General features: G+C 56.1%; 19 protein-coding genes. 7 read left to right on the top strand and 12 right to left on the bottom strand.

The features are described 5' to 3' along the window. Positions 1-13 precede the first annotated feature (13 nt). Genes gspK through gspC form a run of 9 tightly spaced genes read right to left on the bottom strand, consistent with a single transcriptional unit; the run spans position 14 to position 8,338 of the window. Complete coding sequence (gspK, locus tag UTO39_RS09245; RefSeq protein WP_320727019.1) at positions 14-1,024, bottom strand: type II secretion system minor pseudopilin GspK; 1,011 nt, start codon at positions 1,022-1,024, stop codon at positions 14-16. After that, positions 1,021-1,662, bottom strand: coding sequence for a type II secretion system minor pseudopilin GspJ (gspJ, locus tag UTO39_RS09240; RefSeq protein ID WP_320727018.1), 642 nt, complete (start codon positions 1,660-1,662; stop codon positions 1,021-1,023). Before gspJ ends, gspK begins: the two co-directional genes overlap by 4 nt. Continuing rightward, on the bottom strand, positions 1,659-2,039 hold the full coding sequence (gspI, locus tag UTO39_RS09235) for a type II secretion system minor pseudopilin GspI (protein ID WP_061098732.1): 381 nt from the start codon (positions 2,037-2,039) through the stop codon (positions 1,659-1,661). Before gspI ends, gspJ begins: the two co-directional genes overlap by 4 nt. Then, positions 2,032-2,517: a type II secretion system minor pseudopilin GspH gene (gspH, locus tag UTO39_RS09230; protein WP_320727017.1), complete on the bottom strand. Its 486-nt coding sequence runs from the start codon at positions 2,515-2,517 to the stop codon at positions 2,032-2,034. The genes gspI and gspH overlap by 8 nt, the downstream gene beginning before the upstream one ends. Further along, on the bottom strand, positions 2,517-2,966 hold the full coding sequence (gene gspG, locus UTO39_RS09225) for a type II secretion system major pseudopilin GspG (protein ID WP_006809430.1): 450 nt from the start codon (positions 2,964-2,966) through the stop codon (positions 2,517-2,519). The genes gspH and gspG overlap by 1 nt, the downstream gene beginning before the upstream one ends. Before the next feature lie 3 nt (positions 2,967-2,969). Continuing rightward, positions 2,970-4,178: a type II secretion system inner membrane protein GspF gene (gene gspF, locus UTO39_RS09220; protein WP_320727016.1), complete on the bottom strand. Its 1,209-nt coding sequence runs from the start codon at positions 4,176-4,178 to the stop codon at positions 2,970-2,972. Next, positions 4,178-5,656: a type II secretion system ATPase GspE gene (gene gspE, locus UTO39_RS09215; RefSeq protein ID WP_320727015.1), complete on the bottom strand. Its 1,479-nt coding sequence runs from the start codon at positions 5,654-5,656 to the stop codon at positions 4,178-4,180. The genes gspF and gspE overlap by 1 nt, the downstream gene beginning before the upstream one ends. A gap of 14 nt (positions 5,657-5,670) precedes the next feature. After that, positions 5,671-7,593, bottom strand: a complete 1,923-nt coding sequence (gene gspD / locus UTO39_RS09210; RefSeq protein WP_061098735.1) for a type II secretion system secretin GspD — start codon at positions 7,591-7,593, stop codon at positions 5,671-5,673. Positions 7,594-7,606: 13 nt separating this feature from the next. Next, complete coding sequence (gene gspC / locus UTO39_RS09205) at positions 7,607-8,338, bottom strand: type II secretion system protein GspC (protein ID WP_253541365.1); 732 nt, start codon at positions 8,336-8,338, stop codon at positions 7,607-7,609. Positions 8,339-8,638: 300 nt separating this feature from the next. Between gspC and UTO39_RS09200 the strand changes: the two genes are divergently transcribed. Both UTO39_RS09200 and UTO39_RS09195 read left to right on the top strand, forming a co-directional pair. Continuing rightward, positions 8,639-10,195: a peptidoglycan-binding protein gene (locus UTO39_RS09200; RefSeq protein ID WP_320727014.1), complete on the top strand. Its 1,557-nt coding sequence runs from the start codon at positions 8,639-8,641 to the stop codon at positions 10,193-10,195. Continuing rightward, positions 10,195-10,821, top strand: a complete 627-nt coding sequence (locus tag UTO39_RS09195) for a hypothetical protein (protein ID WP_320727013.1) — start codon at positions 10,195-10,197, stop codon at positions 10,819-10,821. The genes UTO39_RS09200 and UTO39_RS09195 overlap by 1 nt, the downstream gene beginning before the upstream one ends. Here UTO39_RS09195 and UTO39_RS09190 read toward each other — a convergent pair whose 3' ends face one another. From UTO39_RS09190 to UTO39_RS09180, 3 genes are all read right to left on the bottom strand, one after another. Then, on the bottom strand, positions 10,822-11,445 hold the full coding sequence (locus UTO39_RS09190; protein ID WP_061098739.1) for a helix-turn-helix domain-containing protein: 624 nt from the start codon (positions 11,443-11,445) through the stop codon (positions 10,822-10,824). A 273-nt stretch (positions 11,446-11,718) separates the two neighbouring features. Then, positions 11,719-12,549: an N-acetylmuramoyl-L-alanine amidase gene (locus UTO39_RS09185; RefSeq protein WP_320727012.1), complete on the bottom strand. Its 831-nt coding sequence runs from the start codon at positions 12,547-12,549 to the stop codon at positions 11,719-11,721. Further along, positions 12,546-12,869, bottom strand: a complete 324-nt coding sequence (locus tag UTO39_RS09180; RefSeq protein WP_320727011.1) for a heavy metal-binding domain-containing protein — start codon at positions 12,867-12,869, stop codon at positions 12,546-12,548. The genes UTO39_RS09185 and UTO39_RS09180 overlap by 4 nt, the downstream gene beginning before the upstream one ends. Positions 12,870-12,966: 97 nt before the next feature. On the opposite strand from UTO39_RS09180, the gene UTO39_RS09175 reads away from it, so the two are divergent. The 5 genes from UTO39_RS09175 to artM all read left to right on the top strand — a co-directional run bounded on the left by UTO39_RS09175 (position 12,967) and on the right by artM (position 16,582). Continuing rightward, positions 12,967-13,485: a lipoprotein gene (locus UTO39_RS09175; protein WP_320727010.1), complete on the top strand. Its 519-nt coding sequence runs from the start codon at positions 12,967-12,969 to the stop codon at positions 13,483-13,485. Between the two features lie 226 nt (positions 13,486-13,711). After that, entirely contained in the window at positions 13,712-14,440 is a 729-nt protein-coding gene (gene artP / locus UTO39_RS09170) for an arginine ABC transporter ATP-binding protein ArtP (RefSeq protein WP_008500030.1), read from the top strand. 19 nt (positions 14,441-14,459) lie between these two features. Continuing rightward, on the top strand, positions 14,460-15,191 hold the full coding sequence (gene artI, locus UTO39_RS09165) for an arginine ABC transporter substrate-binding protein ArtI (protein WP_008500032.1): 732 nt from the start codon (positions 14,460-14,462) through the stop codon (positions 15,189-15,191). Positions 15,192-15,197: 6 nt separating this feature from the next. Beyond that, positions 15,198-15,914 carry an arginine ABC transporter permease ArtQ gene (artQ, locus tag UTO39_RS09160; RefSeq protein WP_061098743.1) on the top strand — a complete coding sequence of 239 codons (717 nt, stop codon included), beginning with the start codon at positions 15,198-15,200 and terminating at the stop codon, positions 15,912-15,914. Next, positions 15,914-16,582 carry an arginine ABC transporter permease ArtM gene (gene artM / locus UTO39_RS09155; protein WP_320727009.1) on the top strand — a complete coding sequence of 223 codons (669 nt, stop codon included), beginning with the start codon at positions 15,914-15,916 and terminating at the stop codon, positions 16,580-16,582. Before artQ ends, artM begins: the two co-directional genes overlap by 1 nt. Positions 16,583-16,649 lie beyond the last annotated feature (67 nt).

Raw genomic sequence — 16,649 nt, 5'->3', positions numbered from 1 at the left:
CGATCTACTTTTCTTATTCAATCATTCGGTAACGACGTTGCCACGTCACGATCTCACCGGCCTCGTTATTGACCTGAAGCTGGCTAACCACGCGAAGCGTTAACTCATCGGTATTGCCGGTATAGTTCACGCGGAAATACCGGCTGCTGGTGGAGAGAAGCTCGGCCACCTGCGGGAGATCGTCTTTCAACTGCGGGAAGGTCTGCTCCAGCGCCTTGCTGAAGGTTTCCATATTTTCCCAGCCGGTTTCAGGACGCGAATCAATCAGGCGAACGGCGTCATCTTCCGTTAATTTTCCGGGAAACAGGGCGGCCAGTAAGGCGGCCTGCTCCGGTTTCAGGGTGTTCACATCCACCTTGCTGGCAGAGTCCGGCAGCGCGCAGAGCAGCTTGCTCACCTTCGGGTATGCCGCTACCGGGAACGCGGGCAGCTGTTTGATCTCAGCAATGGTGCGCATCATCTGGTTCGCGGGCTGGCGGGCGGGCACAACGCCCGCCCAGGCATCGCTCTCTGCACCGTCTTTGGCGGTCGTCGCGTCGCCATCGAGATAGTCCACCAGCTGTTGATAAACCTCTTCCGCCGCAGCGTGGCTGATGCCGCTTTCCGTCAGGATCTGTTCAACAATCTGCTCGTTGCGCGGTTTTTCCGGCACGGCGGGCGCGTTCTGCCCCTGCGGTATTTTCTCTGCGGCCAGCAGGTTGTTGACGTTAAAGCAGTCCTGCGCGTCTTCCACCTGGCTGACCACCGTGTAATCTTCGCCCCGGGTTTCCAGCGGCTGGTGCCAGTCGCCGTCAAGGTTCAGGGCCTTGTTTTCACCGCTGGCGTCGGTCTGCAGCCGGTCTTTCACCACCTTCTCCTGCGCCTGCATCGCCCAGCGCAGCTGCTGCTGGCTTACCTGGTAATGGGTTTTCTGCAGGTTGCGGCAGAACTGCTGGCTGATTTTGGCGGCCAGCGCCGATATCATGACCAGCAGGATCAGCACCACCAGCAGCGCGACCCCTTTCTGTTTACGTAATGCACTCATGATTTTGCTTCCGGTGCTGGTGCTGGCGACGGTGCAGGCGCGGCCTCTGGCGCAGCGGCGGGCGCGGGCGCAGCCGCTTCAGGCATATCGCCCGGGGTCGTGAAGACCCAGCGCCAGGTGTCGCCGTTTTCCATGGTCAGCGTCAGCTCCACGCCGTCCGGCAGATGCGCCGGGTCGCTCCAGCTTTTCTGCCAGCCCTGCCGGTAAAAACGCCACTGCAGGGATTTCACCTCGCCGACAATCGGCACTTCATCGGGTTTGACGTCCGCCGGGCCGTCAATCACCGGCCAGACGTCACGGTACAGACGCCCCTCTTCCAGCCGCCAGCGCACGCGCTCCAGCTGGACCGTTCCGCTCACCCCGTTCAGGGTGGTCAGCTCAAGGGCATCGCCCTCCTGACGAAACAGCTCCGACTCGTTGCGCGGCGCGCGCGCCTGAAGCTGATAAAAATCGCGCTCCATCAGATTCCAGGCCCGCTGCAGCTGGTTTAGCTTTGCGGCGCTGGCATCCGTCGCCGAACTGGTGCGCATCGCGCCGTCCAGAATTTGCCAGGCCAGCGTGCTGATCACCGCGAAGATGGTCAGGGCAATCATGATCTCCAGCAGGGTAAAGCCGCGCTGGCGTCGCGTTTTCTTCACTTGCTCTCTCCCGGCGGAATGATGTGCAGCGCAATCACCGGCTGGCTGTCGTCGCCTTCCGCGTAGACGCGGATCGCGTTCGCCCAGACGCCGTCGGCGGTTTTTACCCGCTGCTTGCGCCAGTTCCAGCCGCGCCCGCCCATGATTTCCGTCCCCTGCGCCTCGGCGTCCGGGAAGTCGGTTTTCGTGAGCTGCGCTTCCGCCAGCTGATTTTCCGCCACCCAGCTGGCCTGCAGCGTGTCGGCCAGGCCGTGGGTGAAACGCACGTTCAGGGAGACGGAGTTCATCAGGGCCAGCGCGGCGGTGGAGAAGATCGTCAGCGCGACCATCACCTCCAGCAGCGTCATCCCCTTTTGCTTTTTATTGCCGTTAGCCATCGTTTTCTACCGATACCGGGGCCGCGCCTTGCGACACCACGCGGAAATGGTGCTGTTTGTCGTAGCTTTGCAGCGTCAGCGTGAAGCGGCTGATTTCACCGTCCGGTAAAAAGAGGACCTGCGGGTCGGAGGTTACCGTGGCGGCAAGGCGCTGCGGCGAGAGCGACACGTGCATCTCCTCCGGGAAATCGCCTTTGGTGGTAATACGTCCTGCGGATAACGGCACCCAGCGACGTTCGCCGTTTTTATCGTCGAGCGTGACCAGCTGATAGTTATCCGTGGTTATTACCAGCCCGACGATATTTCCGTCCATCACCGCACGGTCTGAACCATAATCAACGAGCGCTTTTAATTGCTGGCCAAATATATCCGCACCGCTGCGCGAGGGTATTGTTGACACCACCATCATGGCGCAGCTGGCAAATATCACCAGCGCCAGAATAATTTCCAGCAACGTAAAGCCGCGTTGTTTAATCATTATTTCTCTTTCTTATCCAGAGACCAGTTCGTAATATCGTCAGCGGTATTGGCTTCACCGTCCGGACCGGCTGAGAAAACGTCCACCGCGCCATGTTCGCCCGGGCTCACCAGAATATAATCCCCACCCCACGGGTCCTGCGGCAGGCGACGAATATAGCCGTCGGCACGGTAGCCGTTCGGGATTGGCGCGATTTCAGGCTTGGTCACCAGCGCCTGCAGGCCCTGCTCGGTGGTCGGATAACGGTGGTTATCCAGCTTATACATATCCAGCGAGCCTTCGAGGGCGACAATATCGCTGGTCGCTTTTTGTTCGTCCGCTTTCTCTTTATTGCCCATTAAGTTCGGCACCACCATGCTCGCCAGAACGCCGAGAATAACGATAACCACCATTAATTCGAGCAAGGTAAAGCCCGCCTGGCGCGCCAGGTTTTTACGTTTTAAAGCCATGATTTAACCTACCATATTATTAAGTTGCAGAAGCGGTTGTAATATTGACAGTACGATGAATAAAACAATCGTTGCCATGGATACCACCAGCGCCGGTTCAAATACCGACAGCGTTAATGTAATTCGGTGCTGTAATGCCGATTCCTGGTTTTCCGCCGCGCGGTCCATTAAATTACCCAATTCCCCGCTCTCTTCGCCGGAGGCAATCATATACAGCATGGTCGGCGGGAATAATTTCGCCTGTTCCAGCGCCGCGTAAAGGGATGCCCCCTGGCGCACGGTATCCGCCGCCTGCTCCAGCACCTGCCGGGCGTAGAGGTTTTCGATACCGTCCATCGCGATGTACATCCCCTCCAGCAGCGGCACGCTGCTGGCCTGCAAAATGCTCAGGGTGCGGATATAGCGGGCGCTGTTAATAGCGCACACCAGCTTTTTAATCGGCGAGCCGTTCACCAGCCAGCTGTTCCAGTGAAAACGGTTTTTGGCGTTCCTGAGCCAGGTTTTAAAGCCAATAAAGCCGCCCCCCAGGATGCCCGCAATATAGATGCCGTACGCCTGCAGGAAATCGCTCACCGCAATCAGCGTGCGGGTGGTGATCGGCAGCTGCTGTTTCATGTGGGTGAACTGCTCAATCACCTGCGGCACCACCGCCACCAGCAGGATGCTGATGACCGCGATGGCTACCACCGTCAGGGTGATCGGGTAGACCATCGCCTGCGTCAGCTTGCTTTTCATCTTCTGGCGCTGCTCGTTGTACTCCGCCAGCTTCTCCAGCACGTCGCCCAGGTGGCCGGTTTTTTCGCCGGCCATCACCAGGGTGCAGTAGAGCTTGTCGAAGGTGCGCGGGAACTGGCTGAAGGCGTCGAACAGCGTGTGCCCTTCCACCACCTTCTCGCGAATTTCCACGACCATCGACGCCAGCTTTTTGTCTTCCGTCTGCTTCGAAATCGCTTTCAGGGCGCTCTCCAGGGGCAGCGCGGCGTTCACCAGCGTCGAAAGCTGGCGGGTAAACATCGACAGCACCGGCGTGGAAAGCTTTGCCCCGGTCTTTGCCTTACCGAACGCCGCCGCCTCGCGGGTTTCGGTGATGCTGACGGGCATCAGCTTTTGCTCGCGCAACATCTGGCGAACCTGCTTTTGCCCCTCGGCCTGCAGCGTGCCGCGCTGGGTTTTCCCCGCGGCATCCGTCGCCGTCCAGGCGTAGAAGGCCATTACGCATCCCCCCCACGCTCGGCGGTGACGCGCATCACCTCTTCCAGAGAGGTCACGCCGCTAATCACCTTCAGCAGCCCGTTTTCACGCAGGCTGTAGGCCTGCTTAAAGAGCTGCGTTTCGATGGACATTTCGTCTTTATCTTCATGAATGGCGCGGCGCATGGTGCTGTCCACCACCAGAAACTCATGAATACCGGCCCGGCCCTGGTAGCCGCTCTGGCGGCAGTGTTCACAGCCTACCGCGCGGTAGATTGCTTTTGGCGGCGCCTCCATAAAGCTGAACAGCGCTTTTTCATTGGCGTCCAGCGGACTGGTGGTCCGGCAGTGCGTGCACAGCCGACGCACCAGACGCTGGGCAATGACACCGAGCAACGATGAACCGATTAAAAAGGATTCCAGCCCCATATCCCGCAGGCGGGTGATCGCCCCTGCGGCGCTGTTGGTGTGCAGCGTAGACATGACCAGGTGACCGGTAAGCGACGCCTGCACCGCAATTTGCGCGGTTTCGCCGTCACGAATTTCCCCGATCATCACCACGTCCGGGTCCTGACGCAGAATGGCGCGCAGCCCGCGGGCAAAGGTCATGTCCACGCGCGGGTTAACCTGCGTCTGCCCCACCCCTTCCAGCTCGTATTCAATCGGGTCTTCAACGGTGAGGATGTTGCGCTCGTGGCCGTTCAGCGCCGAAAGAATGGCGTACAGGGTGGTACTTTTACCGGAACCTGTCGGCCCGGTGACCAGGATAATGCCGTGCGGGCGGTCAATCAGCTCTTTCAACTTCTCCAGCTCTTCATCAATCAGCCCCAGCTTGTTGATGTCGGGCTTCAGGTTGCTTTTGTCGAGCAGACGCATGACCACGCGCTCGCCGTACTGGGACGGAATGGTCGAGACGCGCACGTCAATCGCCTTGCGGCCAATGCGCAGGGAGATACGGCCATCCTGCGGCAGACGCTTCTCGGCGATGTCCAGCTTTGACATGACCTTAATACGCGACACCAGCAGCGGCGCGAGCTTGCGCGCGGGCTGCAGAACGGGACGCAGCACGCCGTCGACGCGGAAGCGAATGCTCAGCGTGCGCTCGAAGGTTTCGATATGAATATCCGACGCGCCGTCCTTCACCGCCTCGCCGAGAATGGCGTTGATCAGGCGGATCACCGGCGAGTTTTCGTCGTTATCGAGCAGATCTTCGTTATCCGGGATCTCCTCGGTTAACGCCATCAGGTCTATGTCCGCGTCCATGTCGTCCACCAGCTGCTGCGACACGCCGCTGCTCTGCTGCCAGATTTTGGCCAGCATCTCGTCGAAGGCTTCCGGCGTCAGGGTGACCGGGACGAACGCGCGTCCCAGCACCCGGCGCACCTCCAGCAGTGCAAATGCCGGGGTGTCATCACGGATATAGACGTCATTGTTGTAGAACAGCACGCCGTTATCTTTTGCGTAGCTGCTGCTACACAGCGTTTTACTCAGTTCATCCACGTTATCCCTCCGCCTTACTCTTTAAACGGATTGCGCGTCGCGCTGGTTTTCACCGGTGCGGCGCTGGTGCTGGCAGAAGGAAACGCGGGCAGAATGGCGTTATCCGCCGGTTCAAGAATGCCGAGCTTTTTCTCCTCCACGCGCTGCATCTGGCGAACGCGGATCTGGTCATATTTCTCTTTCGACGCCGCGCTGTAATTTTCGTCGTCGCGCAGGACGGTGGTGTGGATAAACACCATCAGGTTGCGTTTGGACGTATCCTGCGAGGTGTAGCGGAACAGCTGCCCGACCAGCGGGATATCCCCCAGCAGCGGCACTTTCGAAACCGACTGCTTAGTGACGTTTTCCATCAGGCCGCCAAGCACCACCGTCTGGCCGCTGTGCACCATCACTTCGTTATTGATGGTGCGGGTGTTAAAGGTTGGGCCGAGGCTGGCGTCTTCCGTCGCGCTGTTGTCTACGCTGGACACTTCCTGCTCAATTTTGAGGTGGATCATGTCGCCATCGTTGATTTGCGGCACAATTTTCAGCTTGGTACCGACGGTCTTACGCTCAACGGAGTTAAAGACGTTGTCGCCGCTGGTGGTCTGCGAACCGGAAAGGACCGGCACGTCCTGACCGACGTTAAACGACGCCTCTTTGTTATCCAGCGTGACCACGCTTGGCGTGGAGAGAATGTCGTTTTTACCGTCGGTAGAGAGCGCGGTCATCAGGGCGCCAAAATCGCCGTTAAAGAAGCCGGTCGCCAGGCCGGTGAAGCTCGCCCCTTTCATGGTGCCGTTTTTAATCTGGCTGATGGGCAGACCGGTGGAGCCGAACTGCACGCCGCCGTGCTTGCCGGTCCACTGCACGCCAAGATCCAGGCCGTTGCCGTCCTGCACTTCAGCAATGATCGCTTCCACCAGCACCTGAGGCCGACGAATATCCAGCTTGTCGATCACCTTCTCCAGGGAGTTCATCACGTTAGGCTGCGCGGTGATCACCAGGGAGTTGGTTGACTCGTCGGCGGTAATATTCAGATCCGTTGAGGCGCTCGCGGTTTTCGCTTTAGAGGTGCCCGGCTTGTCTTTCAGCTGCTCGCCAATCCCGGTGAGGACCGGAACCACTTTGGTGGCGCTGGCATATTTGAGATAGAAGACGCGGGTGTTCCCCTCGTTGTTTTGCTCGCGATCCAGCTGATGAATAAGGGAACGGGTACGCGCGCGCGCGTCTTCCGGGCCGCTGATCACCAGGCTGTTGGTTTCGTCATCGGCCACCACTTTGGTGGCCAGCTGCGGCGCGTTCTGCCCTTTCTGCTCCTCGTTGCTGAGGTTGTTCAGCATATCCGACAGATCTTTGGCGGAAGCAAAACGCAGCGGCACGATTTCGCGACGCTGAATACCGTTTTTATCGACGCGCTGCACCAGGTCTACCAGGCGGTTAACCACCGAGGCTTTACCGGTTAACAGCAGCACGTTGGACGGTTCGAAGTGGACCACGTTACCGATACCGCTGGCATCGTTCAGCTGACGCAGCAGCGGGGCAAGTTCGCGCACCGGCACATTTTCCATGCGCACCACGCGGGTGATAATCTCATCGCCTTTGCCCGGGTTTTTGCTGTCGGCCAGCGGCGCACCCGCGGTGCGGGCGACGCTTGAGCGCACCACTTTCACCATACCGTTGTCCATCGGGATCACCGACAGACCGTACAGATCCAGCACGCTCAGGAAGAACTGGTAATACTCATCTTCCGTCAGCACGTTATAGGTTCTGACCGACACTGTGCCCTGAACGGACGGGTCGACGAGAATAGTTTTGTTCAGATTGCGGCCTACCGTATCGATAAACTCGCGGATATCGGTATTTTTAAAGCTCGCGCTAAAGTTGGCTGCAAGCAGCGAACCGGAATATAACGACAATGCGGTCAGCGCCACGCACGCCCAAGGAAATTTCTTCATGTCTGTACACTTGTTAATTGTTTAGAACATTGACCCGAATATTTTCAAGGTGAGCGTGACGTCTGACGACGACCTCCGCTTCTTTCATCTTCGACCAGCTGGCAATAATACTTTTTGCCTTTGCTTCATCGGTCATATCGACAGAATTGACTTCTACTGCCACGTCGCCTTTTTGTAGCCCGGAATGGCTATAGAACGAGGAGGCATTCCTTGGATTGATGTTGTAGCCTTCCAGCTGGCCTTTTTCGATTAACGGTTTGAGCACCAGATAATCATCCAGATGCACGCTTTCCGCGCCTGCATCTTTCGTCGATTTGGTTACCGGGCCGCTGTCAACGCCGCCCTTAAAATAGTCAGGCTTATTTAAAGCCAGTACCTGCGTAGCACCTTCGTAATTAACCACCACATTGTCTTTGTTAATTTCCTGAATAAAGGCATCGTTAAAACCGGTCAGCGGCTCACCTTCACGGTAGCTCTTCTGACCTCCCGGCGTTTTGATCACCGCGAAGGAAAGCCAGGCGTCATCGCTGCGCACGATACCTTCGATCTCCGCTGCCAGCGGGGCTTTCGTCGCAGTCGGTAAGTTGTCCTGACGCACCGCAGCCGTGAAAAGAGTGAATTTTTTTTCTTCACGGCGATTTTTCAGCGGCTGTTCATCAGATTTAGCCAACTTATTCGTAACTTTTTTATAATCTTTAAACGTCAGATAGCCTTGCTGGCCGCAAAAAATTAACAGCGCAAACATAATGCAGGGCGTTATCCACCGTGACAGAAATGAGAACCTCATTTTTCATCTGGCCTTTAACAAAGCGAAAATAAGCAGCGTCGTGCTGCGCCAATATGTGAGAAAATAGTAATTAGCTGCTGTAAATGCGACCACTGACTTTGCCGCTAACTTTCATAAAGAAAAATATTGACCGTATAAAATCCAGATGTTAGGCGTGGCCCGGTGGATATTTTTACCCTGCGCGCAAATTGACCACCCTGTAGCGTTACTTTACTTTCTCGTCCTGTTGCTATTCCTAATCAGAGACGGTAAGTCGTTATGTATCAGAGCCACTTTCATTTTAAAAACCCGCCGTTCAGGGAGATTACCCGTTCAACCGGGGATTTTCTGGTGCCCTATCATCAGGACGTGTTTAACCTGCTGAAAGAGAAAACCCAACGGGCGGGCGTGAGCGGTCTCTTTTGTGACGACGCCCGTTTGTCAGGTCAGTTCAGCCATGCGCTGAAATCCGCTATGCCTGGCGTGCTTGCCATCAACGCGTTTCCAAAACTGAGTGCCAGTAGCCTGCTGTACAAGCTCAACCCGGGAACGAAAGAGAACAAGAACCGAATTCAGGCGGTGGATGCCGTGCTGCAGCAGTGGCAGAGCGGGAAAGCCAAAGCGAAAGTGCTGGTGATTAACCATGCCGAAGCCATGAAAGAGAGCTGCCACGAGGTGCTGGGCATGCTGCTTGCACGCGCCCAGGAGCTGGAGTTTCGCCTGGCCGTGGTGCTGATGGGCACGACGGATCTGGACGCCGTTCTGATGCAGCAGTCTGAACTGCGTGAATATGCGCATACCCGCCACACGCTACGCCCCCTGACCTGCCGGGAATTTCTCAGCTATGTCCAGGCGCAGTGTGAAGAGCACGGGTGCGAGAACTCGCCGCTCACCCCGGCGCGCGTGCGCAAGATGCACGCGCTGACCAAGGGGAATATCAGCAAGCTGAATGAACTGGCACACCTGTCGATGCTGGCCGCCTGGACTGAACGTGCCCTACAGGTCAGCCCGCGTCATTTACGCCTGGCGGCCGGTGAGATCCTTCCTGCGAAAAAACACGGTAAGCGCCTGGCAACCGTGGGACTGTTCGCTTCCGTGCTGTTCGCCGCCTGCGGCTGGTATTTGACCTCCTCGATCGCCGCAAAACTTCCGGTTCAGCTGCCGGTCCCCGTCAGCTGGAAACAGCAGGCGCCAAAAGTTGAGGCGCCCGCGGTGCCGGTTATCGACAAAGAAATGGTTAATCAGCCGGATGCGATGCATCAGCTTTACCTGATGTGGGGGTATGACGCCTCGGCGGATGACGCTCTGTGCCAAAACGCCGCCAAGGTGAACCTGATGTGTAAACAGGGCAACGCCTCGCCGGATGCGCTGGCACGAGAGGGTTATCCGTGGGTCAGTGAACTTAAAACCGGTGACCATCTTAACTACGCCGTGGTCGCCCGCGTTGGGGATACCTCTATCGACCTGCTGATGAACAACCGCACCTGGCAGGTAAGCCGCCGCTGGTTTAACCAGCATGCGACCGGAAACTATACCCAGCTGCACCGCCTGACGCCGGAAGGTAAAGACGCCATCAGCGCCGCCAGCGATGCGAAAGAGTTGGGCTGGCTGGATCAGCAGCTGAGTCTGGCGCTTGCCGAGCCTGAAACCCATTCACAAACCTGGACGGCGGAGATGATGAAACGCACCCGCGAGTTCCAGCAAAAAATGAATCTGCACGTGGACGGTATTCCGGGGGAAGACACGCTGATGCAGCTGATGCGTGAAACCCATACCACGCCGAGCGTATTGCTCCAGGCCACGCCAGACGCCAAAACGCAGGAGAAGCATTCCTAATGTCTACCATCTGTCTTGCGGCTCAGCGCAGCTACGTTACCGGGGAGGCGGTCTGGTTTTCATACCGCATCCCAAGCCTGAGAAAAATCTTTGGAAATACCCTTTTGTGGGCGTTAGGTCTGTGCGCCATGGTCATGGCAGGGCTGTACGCGCACGTTTACTGGAACCTGCGCCATCCGGCGCCGGAACCGGTTAAAGCGAGCGTCGCGAAACCCGAAACGCAGCTTTCAGATATGCACTACGTGTATGTAAGCAAGCCTTTCCCGCATCCGCATCCAAAACCCGCGCCGGTGCACGCGGATGTTCCGGCCATGCAGGATCTGCCCATCAACAGCGATGATGCCGACTGGCAGCAGGCACCTGACGGCGGCGTGCCGCACGATACGTCGCGGGATACTTTACCCGGAACCGAAGCGCATGATGCGGTACCCGCCAGCGCAGGCGGTGACGATGCCTCAATAACCGAGTTATTTAAGCAGGCATTAAAAGAACAAGAACAAGATTATTCGCAAGGAAAAATTCCCTCGCCGCCGGTTGACGAGACGCAGGCTAATTCGCAGGAAGGTGCATTACAGAAAGTAGACACCCGGCCTCCTTTGAGTAAGAAAGGAGACCGGCTGGAGTAGTTAATATTTTTCAGGCAATGTTGTCAGGTTAAGGAGTCGACCCTTCTCGACGACAATGTACTCCCCTTTTTTCAGATCGGAGAGAATTTTAATAATGGTACTGCGCGCCAGGTTGGTGTATTCCTGAATATAATCATAAATATTGATATCGCGCTGATGATGAACAATCAAATCGTTAATTTCGTACAAAAATTCACGTACGACAGAATAAGCGCTGCGGGCAACCAGGACATCGTCGCGTTTGCTCAGCATGCAGATGTACCAGGAGAGAACTTTGGTCAGTTGAGGCCATAAATTGTTGTCGGTCATCAGCTGCGCGAAGACCTCTTTTTTGATTGAACGCACCACGGTGTTGGCGCGAACCAGTCCGTACATATGGGTTGCGTTGTAGTACATCGACGATAGACCAAAGATGCACTGGCCCGTTACCGTGAACATGCACAGCTCGTCGGATTCGCGTCGGAATTCCACTTCGCCGCTGACGATAATATGAATATATTGCGAATCAGATGTGGATATTTTTTGCCATTTCTTTAAGGTTTTTTCTTCAAAACCTGAGGTGGCTGAAATAATGGCTTCCATTTCATGTTGCGGACGTAATTTTTTTGCGTAGATGCTTAACATTGTTATACCCGATTTAAGATATGAAATTTTAATTTACAGGAATAAGGCAAAAGAAAGCCTTACCCTCAGAATATTTTGCTGAAGAAGTTCTCAAGGAGAAAAAATAAAAGCTGAATGCGATATATTTATCTGCTGCATTAGTTAGCAAGCTATGTGTCTATCTTAAATGCGGATAATTTTAAGTCAATTAACTAAAAATGAATTGAGTTTGTACTTAAGATTAATCTGAAGGGTTTTCAGGAAAAACTACTCATTCGGGGGTATTCCGAAGGATTACCCCTGCCCGTATTTTTCTAATAGCGCTTCGGCAATGGCCATCGTTTCAACATCGGCGATGCCGTTCCACAGGTCAGGCCTGAAGTGCATCTGGAATGCCATGATGATGCGTTTCTGCTGCGCCGGGGTGCTGTTTACCGGCACCTCATAGCCGTAGCGCGCGAGTAAATCGAGTAACGCGGCGGTATCTACCTGCTGAAAGCGCGGCCGTCCGTTTATATAGAAAGCCACGCGCGCGGGGTCGGGCCATGCGCCTATCCCCTGCTGAGCCAGCTCCCGCCAAGGGAACAGCGGGCCAGGATCGTCCTTGCGCTGTGGCGCAATGTCCGAATGGGCCACCACGTTTTCAGGCCTGATGCTATAGCGGGCAATGATGTCTTTCGCGAGCGGCACCAGCGCTGCAATCTGCGCAGGCTCGAACGGCGTAAAATGTTTCACCCCGGCCGTTTTCTGCCAGCCGCGATTTTCCAGCTCAATGCCGACAGACGTGTCATTAATACGGTTAGTGCCGCGCCAGAAGCTAATGCCCGCATGCCAGGCCAGCTCGCTCTCCGGCACCAGCTGCCAGATGCGCGGCTTGCCGTCCGGCGTCGGCGGCTTCGCGGGGATCAGATAATGCGAGCTGACGTTTTTGTCGGTTAAGGTCGCAAGCGAGGTATCGAAGTCGTCGGCGGTGTAGTGGATCACCAGCACCTTTATGCGCGGGTAGGCCGCCTGCGCCTGATGGCGGGTATCCAGCTCGTAGGCACCTTTATCAACGATGCCTTTTTCCGAGGCGCATCCTGCCAGCAACATCGCCAGCAGGAGCGTTGAAAGCGAACGCTTCATCGACGGGTTTTCACCGCCGTGCCGCTTACGCTCACCATCAGCATGCTCGAATCTTTGCCGACGGTTTCATAATCAATATCGATTCCTACAACGGCATCTGCGCCCAGCGCTTTTGCCTGCTCGCCCAGCTCCTTAAACGCAATTTCGCGCGCTTTACGCAGCTCGTTTTCGTACGCGCCGGAGCGTCCACCGACGATGTCACGAATGCCGGCAAAGAAATCCCGGAAAATGTTCGCGCCCAGAATCGCTTCGCCGGTGACCACGCCGCAGTACTCGGTAATAGGTTGCCCTTCCAGGGTTGGCGTTGTTGAAAACTGCATACTTTATCTCCTTCTTTAGCGTTCAATGCGTTAGCAACAGCATTATCGGTTCGTTACGCTATGATTGAAAGGATAGTTAATAAATAAGGAAATCAACATGCGCTACTCTGCTTTAACGCTTTTGGTGCCCTGCGCGCTGGTGCTCAGCGCCTGTACCACCACGGTCACGCCAGCCTTTAAGGATATCGGTACCCGCAGCGGCCCTTGTATAGAGGGCGGCCCGGACGCCGTGGCGCAACAATTTTATGATTACCGCATTCAGCATCGCGGAAATGACCTGACCGCCCTGCGCCCGTACCTGAGCGATAATCTGGCAAAACTGCTCAACGATGCCACCCGCGATCCGCAGCATAACGCCCTGCTGAAATCCGATCCGTTCTCCAGCCGCGCCACGCTGCCGGACAGCGCCGCGGTGGCCAGCGCGTCAACCATCCCGAACATCGATGCGCGGAATATTCCGCTGCGCGTGAAGCTGACCCAGGGCACCCAGACCTGGCAGGATGAAGTGCTGATGATCCGTGAAGGCCAGTGCTGGGCGGTGGACGACGTGCGCTATATCGGCGGCAGCGTTCATGCCCCGGCCGGCACGCTGCGCCAGTCGATTGAGAACCGCTAAATCATCAGTGATAAAAATGTTACCCCCGTAAAATGTCCGGCATTTCATGCGGAATGCCGACATTTATACTCGCCGACCTTGCCGTTCGCTATTTTGTGCTATGTTTAAGAGGAAATGCGGGTTATATTTAACTTTTAACGCAGAAATATTGCATAACTATTCTGTCAACGGTACTATCTGCGGCCTCAATTGCTATAGATTGCCTGGATGAGTAAAGACTGCCCCGATGAGTATTAAACTAAACGGCATTAACTGCTTCTACGGCGCACACCAGGCGCTGTTTGACATCACGCTGAACTGCCCGGAAGGCGAAACGCTGGTTTTACTTGGCCCAAGCGGTGCAGGCAAAAGCTCCCTTCTGCGCGTCCTTAATCTGCTTGAAATGCCCCGTTCCGGTACGCTGGCTATCGCCGGTAACCATTTTGATTTCGCGAAAACCCCGTCAGATAAAGCGATTCGCGAACTGCGTCAAAACGTCGGCATGGTCTTCCAGCAATACAATCTCTGGCCGCACCTGACGGTGCTGCAAAACCTGATTGAAGCCCCGTGCCGCGTGCTGGGGTTAAGTAAAGATCAGGCCATCGCGCGCGCCGAAAAGCTGCTGGAGCGTCTGCGCCTTAAGCCCTACAGCGACCGCTATCCGCTGCACCTCTCAGGCGGTCAGCAGCAGCGTGTGGCGATTGCCCGCGCGCTGATGATGGAGCCCGCGGTACTGCTGTTTGATGAACCGACCGCGGCGCTGGACCCGGAAATCACCGCCCAGATCGTCAGCATTATTCGCGAGCTGGCGGAAACCAATATCACGCAGGTCATCGTTACCCACGAAGTGGAAGTGGCGCGTAAAACTGCCAGCCGTGTGGTCTACATGGAAAACGGGTATATCGTCGAGCAAGGTGACGCGAGCTGCTTCGCGAACCCGCAAACCGATGCCTTCAAAAACTATTTATCTCATTGATTGTGTCAGGGGAAATATAATGAAAAAAGTATTACTTGCCGTGCTGCTTGCTGGCGTTACCCTTTCCGCTACCGCAGCCCAGACCATTCGTTTCGCCACGGAAGCCTCTTACCCTCCGTTTGAGTCCATTGATGCGAACAATAAAATTGTTGGCTTCGACGTAGACCTGGCAAACGCCCTGTGTAAAGAGATCGACGCAACCTGTACCTTCAGCAACCAGGCGTTCGACAGCCTGATCCCAAGCCTGAAGTTCCGCCGCATCGACGCCGTCATGGCCGGTATGGACATCACCCCTGAGCGCGAAAAGCAGGTGCTGTTCACTACCCCTTACTACGATAACTCCGCCCTGTTCATTGGTCAGAAAGGTAAATTCACCTCTGTCGATCAGCTGAAAGGCAAAAAAGTAGGCGTGCAGAACGGCACCACGCACCAGAAATTCATCATGGATAAACATCCGGAAATCACCACCGTTCCGTACGACAGCTACCAGAACGCGAAGCTGGATCTGCAGAATGGCCGTATCGACGGCGTATTTGGTGATACCGCTGTGGTGACCGAGTGGCTGAAAGCCAACGACAAACTGGCGCCAGTGGGCGACAAAGTGACCGATAAGGACTACTTCGGTACCGGTCTGGGGATTGCCGTTCGTCAGGGCAACACCGAGCTGCAGCAGAAATTCAACGCTGCGCTGGAAAAAGTGAAGAAAGACGGCACCTACGAAACCATCTACAAAAAATGGTTCCAGAAGTAATTCCTGATGAATGAAATTTTTCCTTTAGCAAGCGCCGCCGGGATGACCGTCGGCCTTGCCGTTTGCGCACTGATTATCGGCCTGGTGCTGGCGATGTTCTTTGCGGTGTGGGAATCAGCAAAATGGTTCCCCGTCGCCTGGGCAGGCTCCGCGCTGGTCACCGTGCTGCGTGGGCTACCGGAAATTCTGGTGGTCCTGTTCATCTATTTCGGCTCCTCCCAGCTGCTGCTTACGCTGTCGGACGGCTTCACCATCAATCTTGGCTTTGCGCAGATCCCGGTGCAGATGCAGATTGAAAACTTTGACGTCAGCCCGTTCCTCTGCGGCGTGATTGCCCTCTCCCTGCTCTACTCCGCGTACGCGTCGCAAACCCTGCGCGGCGCGCTGAAAGCGGTACCGCAGGGGCAGTGGGAATCCGGCCAGGCGCTGGGCATGTCGAAAGCAGCTATCTTCTTCCGTCTGGTGATGCCGCAGATGTGGCGCCACGCCCTGCCGGGGCTGGGCAACCAGTGGCTGGTATTGCTGAAAGATACCGCGCTGGTGAGCCTGATCAGCGTGAACGATTTGATGCTGCAAACCAAAAGTATCGCCACCCGCACTCAGGAGCCGTTTACCTGGTACATCGTGGCGGCGGCTATCTACCTGGTGATCACGTTGCTCAGTCAGTACATCCTCAAGCGTATTGACCTGCGTGCGACGCGCTTTGAACGGAGACCAGGCTGATGCTTGAATATTTTCCGGAGCTGATGAAAGGGCTGCACACCAGCCTGACGCTGACCGTGGCGTCCATTATCGTGGCGCTGGTTTTGGCACTCATCTTCACCATCATCCTGACGCTGAAAACGCCGGTGCTGGTGTGGATCGTGCGCGGCTACATCACCCTGTTTACCGGTACGCCGCTGCTGGTGCAGATCTTCCTGATTTACTACGGCCCGGGACAGTTCCCGTCGCTGCAGGAGTATACGGTTATCTGGCACCTGCTCTCTGAGCCGTGGCTGTGCGCCCTGATTGCCCTTTCGCTGAACAGCGCGGCCTATACCACCCAGCTGTTTTACGGGGCGATCCGCGCCATTCCGGAAGGACAATGGCAGTCCTGCGGGGCGCTGGGCATGAGCAAGAAAGACACGCTGGCTATCCTGCTGCCGTACGCCTTTAAGCGCGCGCTCTCCTCTTACTCCAACGAAGTGGTGCTGGTGTTCAAGAGTACCTCTCTGGCCTACACCATCACCCTGATGGAAGTGATGGGTCACGGGCAGCTGCTGTACGGGCGCACCTATGACGTGATGGTGTTCGGCGCGGCAGGGGTGGTCTATCTGGTGGTGAACGGTCTGCTGACGCTGATGATGCGCCTGATTGAGCGTAAGGCGTTAGCGTTTGAGCGCAGAAATTAATCACAAGAGTGCATAAAACGTAATTACCAGAGCGGATAACCTGATGGCTTATCCGCTTTTTTTTATA

Source organism: Enterobacter sp. 118C5 (genome assembly GCF_034107645.1).
GTDB classification, from domain to species: Bacteria; Pseudomonadota; Gammaproteobacteria; order Enterobacterales; family Enterobacteriaceae; genus Enterobacter; species Enterobacter nematophilus.
The sequence above is the reverse complement of the archived record's forward strand: the minus strand, read 5'-3'. Positions and strand labels throughout refer to the sequence as shown.